This window comes from Methylobacterium sp. Leaf465 (assembly GCF_001424705.1).
Lineage (GTDB): Bacteria > Pseudomonadota > Alphaproteobacteria > Rhizobiales > Beijerinckiaceae > Methylobacterium.
The window spans coordinates 1-13,002 of sequence record NZ_LMRA01000013.1; the positions used below are offsets into that span (position 1 = coordinate 1).

General features: G+C 57.7%; 9 protein-coding genes and 1 pseudogene. 2 read left to right on the forward strand and 8 right to left on the reverse strand.

Annotated elements, in window-relative coordinates; all coding sequences use genetic code 11:
* The 6 genes and pseudogenes from ASG51_RS11205 to ASG51_RS23355 form a co-directional block, all read right to left on the reverse strand.
* Nucleotides 1-393, reverse strand: a pseudogene (locus tag ASG51_RS11205) (glutamine--fructose-6-phosphate aminotransferase); the annotation flags it as partial.
* Nucleotides 394-511: 118 nt separating this feature from the next.
* Entirely contained in the window at nt 512-1,822 is a 1,311-nt protein-coding gene (locus ASG51_RS24085) for a hypothetical protein (protein WP_156389671.1), read from the reverse strand.
* 45 nt (nt 1,823-1,867) lie between these two features.
* Nucleotides 1,868-2,728, reverse strand: coding sequence for a glycosyltransferase family 2 protein (locus ASG51_RS24090; protein WP_156389672.1), 861 nt, complete (start codon nt 2,726-2,728; stop codon nt 1,868-1,870).
* 686 nt (nt 2,729-3,414) lie between these two features.
* Nucleotides 3,415-4,470: a GDP-mannose 4,6-dehydratase gene (gmd, locus tag ASG51_RS11210; protein ID WP_056380873.1), complete on the reverse strand. Its 1,056-nt coding sequence runs from the start codon at nt 4,468-4,470 to the stop codon at nt 3,415-3,417.
* Nucleotides 4,471-4,551: 81 nt separating this feature from the next.
* Complete coding sequence (locus tag ASG51_RS11215) at nt 4,552-5,499, reverse strand: GDP-L-fucose synthase (protein WP_056380874.1); 948 nt, start codon at nt 5,497-5,499, stop codon at nt 4,552-4,554.
* Between the two features lie 294 nt (nt 5,500-5,793).
* Nucleotides 5,794-9,090 (reverse strand): glycosyltransferase, encoded by a 3,297-nt coding sequence (locus ASG51_RS23355; protein WP_082513973.1) that lies wholly within the window; start codon nt 9,088-9,090, stop codon nt 5,794-5,796.
* Nucleotides 9,091-9,380: 290 nt separating this feature from the next.
* On the opposite strand from ASG51_RS23355, the gene ASG51_RS23360 reads away from it, so the two are divergent.
* Both ASG51_RS23360 and ASG51_RS11225 read left to right on the forward strand, forming a co-directional pair.
* Nucleotides 9,381-10,186, forward strand: a protein-coding gene (locus tag ASG51_RS23360) for an IS5 family transposase (RefSeq protein ID WP_156389673.1) whose coding sequence is annotated in 2 segments (ribosomal slippage) — nt 9,381-9,708 and nt 9,708-10,186 — 807 coding nt in all. Because the reading frame shifts where the segments join, the coding sequence is not laid out codon by codon here.
* 308 nt (nt 10,187-10,494) lie between these two features.
* Nucleotides 10,495-11,592 carry a hypothetical protein gene (locus tag ASG51_RS11225; protein ID WP_056380878.1) on the forward strand — a complete coding sequence of 366 codons (1,098 nt, stop codon included), beginning with the start codon at nt 10,495-10,497 and terminating at the stop codon, nt 11,590-11,592.
* Between the two features lie 53 nt (nt 11,593-11,645).
* Here the strand turns inward: ASG51_RS11225 and ASG51_RS11230 are convergent, their stop codons facing one another.
* Together ASG51_RS11230 and ASG51_RS11235 are read right to left on the reverse strand one after the other, a co-directional pair.
* Entirely contained in the window at nt 11,646-12,551 is a 906-nt protein-coding gene (locus ASG51_RS11230) for a 2-dehydropantoate 2-reductase (protein ID WP_056380880.1), read from the reverse strand.
* A gap of 36 nt (nt 12,552-12,587) precedes the next feature.
* Nucleotides 12,588-12,857, reverse strand: coding sequence for a hypothetical protein (locus ASG51_RS11235; RefSeq protein WP_156389674.1), 270 nt, complete (start codon nt 12,855-12,857; stop codon nt 12,588-12,590).
* Between the last annotated feature and the right edge of the window lie 145 nt (nt 12,858-13,002).

A 13,002-nucleotide genomic window follows, 5' to 3' on the forward strand; every position in this document is an offset into this window, starting at 1 on the left:
GAGGTCGACGTAATGGGCCAGCGTCCGGGCCACCACCTCGGTGTCGGTCTCGCTCTCGAAGCGCACGCCCTGGCCCTGCAGCTCGGCCTTCAGCGCGCGAAAATTCTCGATGATGCCGTTGTGCACGACGGCGACGCGCGTCGTGGCGTGCGGATGGGCGTTGGTCTCGTTGGGCCGCCCGTGGGTGGCCCAGCGGGTGTGGCCAATGCCGAGGCTGCCGGCTAGGGGCGCGTCGCGCAGGCGCATCTCCAGGTTGGCGAGCTTGCCCTCGGCGCGCCGGCGCTCCAGGTGCCCCTTCGTCAGGGTGGCGATGCCGGCCGAGTCGTAGCCGCGATATTCGAGCCGGCGCAGGGCTTCCACCAGCTGCCCGGCCACGGCGTCCCGTCCGACGATGCNCGTCAGGGTGGCGATGCCGGCCGAGTCGTAGCCGCGATATTCGAGCCGGCGCAGGGCTTCCACCAGCTGCCCGGCCACGGCGTCCCGTCCGACGATGCCAATGATTCCACACATGCTATTTCGTACCATTGTCATCGCGGCGATATTCTGACGGTAACGATTCGATCATCCTAATGCGATAAACTTCCTCCTTATTGGGCTGTGCAAGATATACTGCAAATCCCGTTTTACGGATATCAAAACTTGATCGTGGAACGCTGAATTCGAAGCCATATTCTAGGCCATTAGTTCTCATTGCTTCGTCTACATCGGCTCTCATATACCTGTGCGGCTCAATAATGCTTGTGCCAGTATCGCTGCAAAAGAAGATGAAAGATTTTTGGTATTCAGGTTTATAGTTGTCTACCCAACCTTTAATGATGGTACCGTCTTCATTAATCTCAACTGAGTCTACATAGCCATCAAGATCCTCTCTGCAATCGGCAGCCATTGACACTATTCTCGAAGCAAATAGCGCGCCTATGTATTCATTGATTTGGTAAGGCTTGTCACTTCCGGCCTTTTCTTCCTGAGGCAACGGACGCACGGGTGCTGCTGGAGCCTGATCAATTGATCGATGATTTAACAGCCAAGCGAATTCACTTACGCGCACTTCTACCCTAGTAGATCTTTTTTTCTCTAGTATTATCTCCCTCGCTTTTTCGAGTCGACTTACTCTCAAACTAGGGTCAGGAAACTCGCTATTCGCTAAATTTATTGTATCAGCATCTCTTCTAAAATATTCACCGACCGGTGTATCTATGAGGGAAAAGTCCCCCTGGTATTTCGAAAGAAAGCTTAGCAAAAAGCTATAGTCCTCTAAAGCCGACATATTTTCATCGAATAAAACATCTGACACATCAACTTTGCTCAAATCAATAAGAAAGCTATGAATAGGACAAAAGTTATCAACAAAAAGGTCGTACTTGTTTTTGCCAAAAAATTCTCTCCGTTTATTTGTGACGTAGGGTTTCCCACCAATCCGTTCATAATACGTGGAAACTATAGCCCCGAAAGATATAGCCGCTGAACTCCGATTAAGACAATCTATCAGCAAATTGTAAGCGCTTGGGTACATTATGTCGTCAAAGTCTAAGAAGTGAATATAGCGTGTTTTAGCTGCTTTAACGGAAATATTTATCAAATGTGATCTTAAATCCTCCAGATCAGTGCGATCGGAATTTAAGATTGATATGTTTCTTACAGAACCGAAAACATAAGGGTTAGTTGCTGCTTTGATGAGATCGACTGACTTCGGAAGGAACCGCTGCGTTGCAATTATTACATCAACGTAGACTTTTTGACCTGATAACGAAAACAAAGCTCTTTGTAAAAAATCAATGCAATTTAGGTCGTGAACTCTAATAATCGTTGTGACATCTGACATCGAGCATACCTGTTTTATTTAGAGGACTATGATTATTTATGTCTTTCACCAGCGGGGTAGGGAAAAGCTCAATAACTGCCGCCATTCTTGAATCTCTGAAGACTGGAATATCTCTTTCGGCTTTTTAATTGGCGGCAAGTAATCTTTATTAGGATAAAATCTGCTCTCGATGAGTTGACGTTCCATTTCGGCTTGAAATTCCGGAGCTGACCACTTCGCGGCTAAGTATCGCGCTGATTCAAGCATCAACCGCCTTATCAGAGAAGATTTTATCTCACTTACGTCGTGGAAGAACAGAGCGGAACTGCAAGTAAAGCACTTGAAACCTTCCATTCTCACCCTCCACGATAAATCTATATCTTCGCAATACATAAATATATTATCATCGTAACCGCCTATCGAACGGTATATTTCTTTTGAAATCAAGAGGCATGCGCCCGAACACCATTGCGTTTCGCCGGTGAATGGATCGTATGGCTTCGGATGTTCTATCGGGAATTGGATAGCTTCGATAAGTGCGGGGTGACCCAAGTCAGCACTAAACTTGATTAGGTTCTTAATTGCATCAGGGTGCAAAAAGCCGTCGGGATTCATACATAGATAATAGTCGGACATAGCTGCGAATGATTTTTGCATCATAGCATTATGTGCGGAACCAAAGCCGATGTTGAAGTTTCCTCCGACGGAGCAGGAACTAATTCCGTATTCTCTGCAAACCTCATCCGCATCAAATAGTACCGATGAGTTCCACTTATATTTAACTTCGATATCTAAGGATACCCCGACATCAAGGTTCTCTATCGATCTTGCTATGGACTTAATAGTATCGACGAAGCCGTCGCGGTCTTGGTTAAACAATACTATGCCAATAGACATCTTTGTCTTGTTCGAAGGTTCTTCGGGCATCTGTTTGTCCTCTTATCTCGTTAGCTGAGAGAATCGCCGGCTTGAGTCGTTTCCAAAACTCTTGATTCTTCTATGCATGAAGGTATGTAGCCTTTTTTGACGATGTCGTTGAGTTTTTCGCTAAATAATATTTCGGACAAGTACTACTTTGCCATTCTGAGCCGAATCGCCCTGATGGTCTATCCTTTAGGTAAAAAAGGCCTCAGACCTCGCTGACTTGAGACACTCGAGATTGCAGTGGGTTCAGACAAATTTTCTGTTCCTGGCGTGCTTCTAGGTCAGAATGCCTTTCTGTCAAAGTAGTGCTAAGCGAAAGTCACATGCTCATCCTGTCTTTTGATTATTCCCGGCTCCATAATCTACCACCGCGTTGGCCCTGTCACTGTATGAGGTAGGTCGGTCGGTGCGCGAGGCGGGTATCTCTCGGATGGCACCAATCGATTTATGTGTGTCAATCAGGTAGCGTGCGAACGCTAAGTGCCTCGAGTTCACATTCACATAAAGCCAGGAGTTCATTATAGTGGCCAAAGTCTGTCCCGGCATCATTGGTCCTAAGGCTTACTGTAAGCGTCTGTTTTCGACAGATTTCTTATAACAGATTCTCAATGTAACAGCGCTCTTCTTGATGAAGTGCATAGAATTGAAGACTCCCTTTTTCCCTCGGTTTCGAGTTTATAAATAATAAATTAGTGGGTGGATAGAACTGCCGCAAGATCGGTGCGAACCATTTCCTCGACGAGTTCGGGAAACCTAATTGTGTGCGTCCAACCAAGTTTCTCGCGAGCCTTAGTTGGGTCACCAAGCAGCTGGTCGACCTCCGTGGGACGAAAATAGACCGGGTCGATCTTCACTAATACCTGACCGGTTTTACCGTCGAGGCCCTGCTCATCGACGCCTGTTCCCTGCCAGACGATTCTCCGGCTAACCGCTGCAAAAGCGCGCTCAACGAATTCACGAACCGAGTGCATCTCGCCAGTTGCCAGCACGTAGTCGTCCGGCACCTCCTGCTGAAGGATGCGCCACATCCCCTCGACGTAGTCGCGGGCATGCCCCCAGTCGCGCATGGCGTCGAGGTTGCCGAGGTAGAGCGTGGGCTGCAGTCCAGCCTCGATCGCCGCCACCGCGCGGGTGATCTTGCGGGTGACGAAGGTCTCGCCGCGCGTCGGACTCTCGTGGTTGAACAGGATGCCGTTCGAGGCATGCATGCCGTAGGCCTCGCGGTAGTTCACCGTGATCCAGTATGCGTAGAGCTTGGCCACCGCGTAGGGGCTGCGTGGATAGAACGGCGTGGTCTCACGCTGGGGCACCTCCTGGACCTTGCCGTAAAGCTCGGAGGTCGAGGCCTGGTAGAAGCGGGTCTTCTGACTCAGGCCGAGGATTCGGATCGCCTCCAGGAGGCGCAGGGTGCCGATGGCGTCGGAATTGGCGGTGTATTCCGGGGTTTCGAAACTGACCTGGACGTGACTCTGAGCGCCAAGGTTGTAGACCTCGTCCGGCAGGGTCTCCTGCATGATCCGAATCAAATTGGTGGCATCGGTCAGCTCACCGTAATGCATGTGGAAGTCAGTCGGCGCGAAGCGGGGATCTTCGTAAAGATGATCCACCCGCCCGGTGTTGAAGGACGAGGACCGGCGCTTGATGCCGTGAACGATGTACCCCTTCTCCAGCAGTAGGGCCGCCAGATAGGCGCCATCCTGTCCCGTGACGCCCGTGATCAGAGCCGTTTTCTGCGTCGTGAACATACGTTGCTCCTAGGGGGGGGCGCAGGGAGTTAAGGGGTTGCAAGCCAGCTGCAGCTTTGCGGTCGCTTGGTACAGGCCCTGTCAGGCCTTGGGATGATGGTGGCGGAACCAGGCGTAGGCGTCCGCGATCCCGGCGCGCAGGTCGATCCGCGGCTGCCAGCCGAGAGCCTCCAGGCGGGAGGTGTCGAGGCGCTTGCGCGGCGTGCCGTCCGGCTTGGTGGCGTCGAAGAGCAACTGCCCCTGCCAGCCCAGCGCCTCGGCGATCGTCTCTGCCAGTTCGCGGATGGTGAGTTCCTGGCCGGAGCCGACATTGATCGGCCCTTCGCCGGAATACGCCTTCATCAGGTGAACGCAGGCATCAGCGAGATCATCCACGTGGAGAAATTCGCGAAACGGGGTTCCCGTGCCCCAGAGCGTGATGGTCTCCTGATTGTCGCGCTTGGCCTCGTGCACCTTGCGCAAGAGGGCCGGCAGCACGTGGCTGCCCTGCAGATCGTAGTTATCGCCCGGCCCATAGAGGTTGGTCGGCATGGCCGAGATGAAGTCGGCTTCGTGCTGGCGGCGATAGGCCTGGCACAGCTTCAGCCCGGCGATCTTGGCGATCGCATACCATTCGTTGGTCGGCTCAAGCGGTCCGGTGAGGAGTGCGTCCTCCGCCATCGGCTGGGGCGCCATCTTCGGGTAGATGCAGGAGGAGCCGAGGAACAGGAGCTTCTCGACACCCAAAGCGTAGGCGCTCTGGATGAGGTTCGCCTCGATCATGAGGTTGTCGTAGAGGAAGTCAGCCGGGGCGCTGTCATTGGCGGCAATGCCGCCGACCTTGGCGGCGGCCAGGAAGAGCGCTTGTGGTCGTTCCGCTGCCATCCAGTCCTCGACCTCGGTCTGTCGTCGCAAATCGACCCTGTCCCGCCCTAGGGTGAGAATGGTGCAACTCTCCGAAGCGAGCCGCCGCACGAGGGCCGATCCGACCATCCCTCGATGGCCTGCGACGAGGACGCGCTTGCCGGAAAGATCGTAGGTCGGGTTCATCGGACAGTCGGATCCTCGGAAAACATATCGGTTAGGGGGGCGTCACACGGACTACCAGAGTCCGAACAATTCAGCGGCGATAAAGGAGGGCGAGCCTTTTGGAAACCCGATCCCGACTCGCGTGTCGCGTGCGGCTCTTCTCAGGCGCATACCGCTGGGCCGATCAGTCGAGCCGCGATAATCTACCCATTTGACAGAGACCTTTGGATCCGATTGAGCCCGATTGACATCGATTAGAAGTGCCGATGAGGCTTCGGAATGTAAGGCAGAGCCCACTACGACCAATGCTCTACATCATTCAACGTAGCCAGCACAGCGAAACCAGGCTGCCTGACCTGCATCACGCAGGTCAGCTTCAATCGTATCTCTCATTAACGTCAGGGGAGTATTCCAAGGTTCGATCAGCGCGGTACGCGGTAAGCCTTTCTCGCTCCACCGGGATGCGTGCTGTACGAATTTGTCGAGAAGCAACGGTAATGTGTTCGCGGTTTCTACCCCAAACTCACGGTGTGCCTCAATGTCAGAGGCAACGACAGGCAGGCCCATAGCGCAGGCTTGGCCGATACACAGATTGTAACCTTCCCAGCGGGAAAGGCTGACGAAGAGATCGGCAGCTGCATACAGCTCGGCCATCTCTGCATCGGATATGTTCGTGAACACGGTAAGCCCAGCTGCCCTCACGTAGGCTTCATCGGAAGCGTTTCCGCGGCCCGCGAGTGCGAAGATTGGTGACAAGCGTTGCGGATCAGCATGAAATTGTGCTTCGGCGGCAAGTTCCATATAGCTGTCGATCCCTTTGTAATGACGCTCACCTTCGCCAAAGCGCGCGACGTTGAGAACGACGAAGTGTCCCTCGAAGCCGTACTTCCTCCGCAAGTCCGCGCGTTTTCGTGACCAATCATCGGACCAAGCCGAGAGATGACCATTGCCGTTTCGAATGACGATCGCGTCATTCCGGTATTGTTGATCCTTAATCGTCTGCGAAATCGTGAATACGCGACGCGCCAGCGGAGCGGACAGCCGCTTCTCCCAATCGATGGATAGCCGCCCCTCAGCGTCGGGAAAGAGATGGGGTGGCGGTTCGCCGTGATCGACGAAATAGACAAATGGACGGCGGCCCAGGTACCGCGTGACGGAGAAAAACGGCGGCGTGTGCGCGATGATGCAATCGATGCCCTCGTTGATCGCTAACGAGGCGGCTTCCCGTTCGTTTTGGCAGATCACGCGTTCACAGCCGGGATAATCGATATCGTGGCTGGTTCTCGGGCCGCCAATAAAAACGCGCCATCCGCAGCGGCGGAGGAAAGCCGCCTGTTCTGCCACCACCATTGCAACGCCATGACCAAGGCCATGGACACGACTGAGAAGCAGTACGCGCAATTGGCCCGGCTCGCTTCTACGCCACGGGCGGACTGCGCGCGGCGGTGTCGCGAGCTTGCCGATCTGCTGCAGGGACAGATTCGGATTGTAATAGGGGTCGTCTTGGAACAATCCTGCGTACCGATCCCGGACGTAAATTGCCTCGCGGTTGTTTCTCGCCTGCTTTATAGGCGAATGATCAAATCCGCGCGATTTTGACTCATGATGAAAGAGTAAAGCATCACTTAAATATAGATTTCGATAACCGGCTCGGTGTGCATCGATACAGAGCTTCACATCGTTGAAGGCAATTTTGAGCGCCGGATCAAACCCGCCAAGGTCTTTGAAGAGGGTTCGGCGCACTGCAATGCAGGCTCCCGTGACCGCTGACATCTCGCGCGTCACGTCAAATGCCTCGGCGGCTTTGTGCTCGACTCCGACCAGTCGATGTGCGCCAACCCCCTGAATCCCTAAAACGACACCACCGTGCTGGATTGTACCGTCCGGATACAGGAGTTTAGCGCCGACGACTCCTACGTCCCGTAGACTGGCGAGCGATACGAGCTGCCGAATCCAATCGCCACGAATGACGCTCATGTCGTTATTCAGAAAAATGACGACGTCACAGTCGACGGCAGCAGCACCTGCGTTGCAGATTTTGGCGAAATTGAACTCACCGGGGGCTGGAACGATTGTAATATTTGGCTCTTCAGATATCTTCGTTAGGTACGAGGTTGTTGCTTCCTCCCTCGAGCCATTGTCGACGATAACAATTGCGTATGCCGTATCTGGGTAGTCTGTAATTGCAATTATGCTGTCGATGCACTCCTTAAGCAGATCCACCTGATCTCTCGTGGGAATGATAATTCCGACGCGAGACACAGGGGGGCTGGATGGCGTTGGCCGGGCGTTGGACTGAACTAAAGCGCCCTGCAGCGTCGGCTCATAGAAGGAGACGTCGGCGGGCGCCAAAATCGTCAGGACATGAGAGAGAATCAAGGGGATGTGGGCGACCTGCGGGTCATCCATTCCAAGGAGGAGGTCTGCTCCCAGCCTATCGAGTGAGCTTATCTGAGGCAGGCTTTGAATCAGAAGGTTCAGAATTTCGGACGTGACACGGAAACCGATCACCGGCCCAGCATACGGAGTTCGACGCATGAACTCCGGCGACATGACCGGCTTGAAAATCGGATTGAAGCGAACGTTGGCCTCGTTGAGGTGGTCATGGTCGGCATAGGCGCCCGTCACACCGTCCGATTCAAGTGACAGTGCGAATATCGCGCTCGCATGAGGCCGCAGGGCGGAGGTGCCGCTGCAGAGCAGGATCAAATCACCTTCGGAGAGATCCTCTACGACCGAGGCTGCGTCCGTAATGAAGTCGATCCGTCCCTGCTTGGCATACGCAAGGCAACTGTTCCAGGAAACGTCGCCGACGCCGTCCCCGCGAAGGAAACAGACCCGCACCTCCGGCCCGACCTGATTTTGATATCCGGCGATGATCGCCCCAATGTGTCGGCAGCCTTCTTCATCGAGAAGGTGGATACTGATCATATGCGGAGCGACGATCGCCTTCGCATCCGCCGCGATCCTGTCCAAATCATGTGGAGACAGCGCGTCATATGCATCCACCCACCGCTGGTATCTCGGCGGTCCCTTCGAGACGTTCCCTTGCCGCTGTCCTATCCGAAGGTAATGCTCGATCGGACTCCGACTGAACGTGGAAAACTCCGGATAAATCTCGGCATAGTAGTCGCTCTCGAAGTCAGAGCTCGGATCACGGCCCTCGACGGCTCCGGAATTTACGAAATGATCAAAAGGGACGACACCTGCATTCGCCAAGTCTCGATTGTTGGCGAGATAGAAGACCGCATCGAACATACCGCTTCGCTTTAGCAAATAGGCGAAGGTACCAATATCGTCAGACAGCCATAATGGACGTTCGCTATCGTTCGATGTCGCTGCCAAAGCATGGAGAAAAGGTGCGCGTCGCACTTCCTCAGAATGTCCGTGGGCGATCAAATATCGGGCTGTACTGAAATTCGGCCCAGGATCTCGGTGCTCGAAGATACCAAATTCACAAAAGTGAGCCAGAGGGCCAGATTTGAATTTCGATACCTCCGGATATGTTTGGACGTACCATTCCGGATCAAACAGGTTGGAGCCTTCGACTGCCGCGACGAGAGCCGGATCAACGGGCGACTTCGACGCACGTTTCCTTTTGGCGAAAAACATCAAAAACTCACCTCAAGATTCGCAATCGGCTTCCATAACCTAATGGTCTTCACCATCCGGCTCGCCGACGCCAAAGCGAGCTACGCGGCCGAGACGCGCATCTGCAAAAATTCTTTGCCGCAAACCGGCTCGTTCTGCACATTTCGGGTTGTTCCTACCATGGCACACGCGGAAACGGCCGCGTTGGACCGAGGATCGCCACCACATTCTCCGGAAATCTGGTCAACTTGGAGGCATTTGGCTCTCACTAAGAGCCTCTAACAAAACCGGGTTTGGCGCGTTGAGCGGAGATGGCGAGACCGCTCCTTCCCGATGGCCTCTGGGCCGAGATCGCACCGCTGCTTCCGCCTGAACGGGCCAAGCCGAAGGGCGGTCGGCCTCGAACATCCGACCGCGCGGCGCTGACGGGGATCCTGTTCGTGCTGCGCTCGGGCACACCGTGGGAGTTGCTGCCCCGGGAGATGGGCTGTGGCTCGGGCATGACCTGCTGGCGGCGTCTACGGGATTGGCAGGGGGCCGGAGTGTGGGACCGCCTGCAACACGCGCTCCTCGACCGGCTCGGCCGCCAGAACGGGATCGACTTCAGTCGAGCTTCCCTCGACAGCGCCTCGATCGCCGCAAAAAAGGGGGCGCGGCGACAGGCCCGAACCCGACGGACCGGGGCAAGCCGGGCACGAAGCGCCATGTCCTCACCGATGCGAAGGGCATTCCCCTCGCCTTGAAGCTGTCGGGTGCCAACGTGCACGACAGCCGAATGCTGGAGGCAGTCGTCGATGCCGTCCCGCCGATCCGGTCATGCTGGGGACGGCCGCGCAAGCGGCCCTCGAAGCTGCATGCCGACAAGGCCTACGACCACCGCCGCTGTCGTCAGGCGCTGACCCGCCGCCGCATCCAGCACCGCATCGCCCGGCGCGGGATCGAGAGCAGCCAGCGGCTGGGACGGCGCAGGTGGGTCGTCGAGCGGACCCTGGCCTGGTTCGCCCAGTTCCGGCGCCTCGCCATCCGCTACGAGCGCCGCAGCGACATCCATCTCGCCTTCTCGACGCTGGCCGCAGCCCTCATTGTCTGGCGTTTCATCGAACGGTGGTTTTGTTAGACGCTCTAATTTCCGAGTATGAGGAGCCTACACCATGCGCGCTTCGGGCGGACGTCGTCCGCTCATGCCATAGCAGCTGGAGAGTCTGAATATCGGTCTGACTCCAGCGAATCGTGTGATGCCGCATCATCATGGCGGATAACGACTTCAGAATTGGCCATCGATCTAGAGGCGCGCTGCTAAACCTGTCCGGCTTCGTCGTCGACGAGGCTGTCGAGACTCAAACACTCCGTGTAAAGAGCCCCAAGGGGGGCGACCTCTGCATGCCATCGTCGGCGCTCTTAGCTCTGAAAGTTCATGGACGTCGGATGAAAGCAATCTACACGGCGCGCGGCGATGGCCTTGGCACCCGGATGCTGTCGGCACTATATGCTCGCATCCTGGCCCAGCAACTCGGCCTGCCGCTCAAGGTGATCTGGTCGCCGCTGGGCGGCGCGAGCATCTATGCCGATTACGTGCTGATGCATCCCAGGTTTCTGCTCGAGATCTTCGCGGATCGGACGATGTTCACCAACCCCAATTCAGATCTACGCGGAGATATCCTGACCAGCGAAGAGGCCGCACACCTTAGGCTTCGAAGCTTGTATTATTCCAAAACCGAGATTTTAGGTCTGAGCCGTCAGGAATTGCCTGCTGCCTTGGACGAGGCTGAAGAGCTGCTCTATGATTTTCCTGGGCCGCTCATCGACTTCATGTCCAGCGAGATCGACCTGGGGAGCGCTCTGTCCTCCGCATGGTCGCAGGTGAATTGGAGCGCGCCGGTTCGTGAGGCTGTTGCAGCCGTCGGCACACGCATCGACTTTCCGACCTGCACCGCGGTTCATGTCCGCCGGGGCGACATTCTCGATGTCGTCAATCGCGGTGACTTGGAGCATCTCGTCAACGACGGAATGATCCAAATCCTACAGCGTTACACGCCCTTGGGTGCGTTTTTCCGGCAGATCGACACGTCGGCCCTGTCAGGCGACATCCTCGTCTGCACGGAAGACGAGGATGTGGTGCAGCGCTTCGCTGATCGCTACGGACGCGCGCGCGTCGCGTCGAGCATCGGCCTCGACCTCACCGAGAACCAGCGCGCGGCCACCGATCTGCTGCTGCTCTCGAAGGCTCGGCAGATCTTCGCGCCGTCGGTCAGCTTCTTCTCGCACTGCGCCGCCACGGTCAGCGGGGCCCGCCTCACGAACACGGGCTGGGACCTCGCGGCGAGCCTCGAGGAAATCCTGGCCTTCACCGATCGCAGCGACGCCACGCGGGTGCGGCAGGTCTCCGCCATCGCCTATGCCGCCGCGAGCCGCCTGGTCGCCGCGCAGGACCCGGGTCTCGCGGGGCAATTTCGTGCCCAGGCCGCGCTTTTCGATGCGGGATTGTCCGGCCGCATGCTGGGCGAGCACGCACCGGCTGCCTGAACCGTTCCGGCCTGTCCTCGGCCGGGCTCGGCGAACGGTCCTCTGAGCTTGGCTCAGGACAAACCTGGCCCATCCCGTCCCTCCAGCGCCCGAACCAGCGCCGTCAACGCCTGATTCACCGGCGTGGCGATGCCGGCGGCCTCGCCTCTCTGCAGGATGATCCCGTTGAGATGGGCGATCTCGCTCGCCCGGCCCCGAACGAGATCCTGCGCGGTGGAGGAGATCTGGTCCGGCATGGTCGCCGCGAGGGCGATGACCTGGGCCAGGATGTCGGGTGCCACCGAGATGCCCGACGCGTGCGCGACGGCGACGCATTCGGCGACGAGATCCGTCATCACGGCGTCGATGCCCGGTACTCCGAGAAGCCGGCCGTAGGGCAGCCGCGTGATCGCCGAGAGGGCGTTGTAGGCGCAGTTGACGATCAGCTTGCCCCAGAGGGCGTCGAGGGCGCGGTCGGAGATCTCCGTCGGGATGCCGGCGGCCGCGAAGAGCGCGGCCACCTCGGCGCTGCGGGGGAACGGGCCCATCACCACATCGCCGCGGCCGTAATGCCGGACATGGCCGGGCCCCGGCATCCCGGTCGCGACGTAGACCGCCACCGGCACCACCGGCCGGCCGAGCACCGCCTGGAGCCGCTCGGGGTTGTCGACGCCGTTCTGGAAGCTCAGCACCGCTGCGTCGGGCGTCAGGAACGGGGCGATCGTCCGGCCGACCGTCTCGGTGTCACCGGACTTGACGCAGACCAGCACCATGTCGGCGCCGGCCACCCCCGCCGCTCCGGTCGTGGCCTGCAGGCGTACCGCCTCCTGCCCGGCCGCGGTCTCCAAGAGGAGGCCGCGTGCCTGGATCGCGTCCACGTGGACCGCCCGTCCGACCAGGGTGACGGTGGCCCCGGCGCGCGCCAGCAGGGCACCGTAATAGCACCCCACCGATCCCGCCCCCATCACGGCGACCTTCATCGCAGCGTCTCCCTGTGCGCGATCCTGATCGGAGGCTTACGGGAGGCCGCCGCCCAGGGCCAGCCGTCGTTCCCGACCGGTTTCAGGCCGCCGGGGCGAGGGCTCGCTGCCCGCGGGGCTTTCGGTCAGAAAGGCGATGAGGGGGCGCATGAGCGCGCCCGCGCGGTCCTCACCGATCAGCACGACCTCGGTTATCGACGGGGCCGGCCAAGGCTCGGGAGCCCGCAGGATCCGCAGGCCCGCCTGCAAGAAGGAGCGCCCGAGCAGGGTCACCCCGAGGCCGCTGGCCAGCGCCTGGACGCCCATCAGGCCGCTCGTCGTGCAGGCTGCGACCCCGGCGCCGTGCCGGGCGGACCAAGTCCTAAAAAAATCGATCGCGGCCCGGAACCGCACGCAAACGACGACGTTTCGCGCGTGCGGGGCTCGATGGCCCGCGATCAGGGCGCCGGCG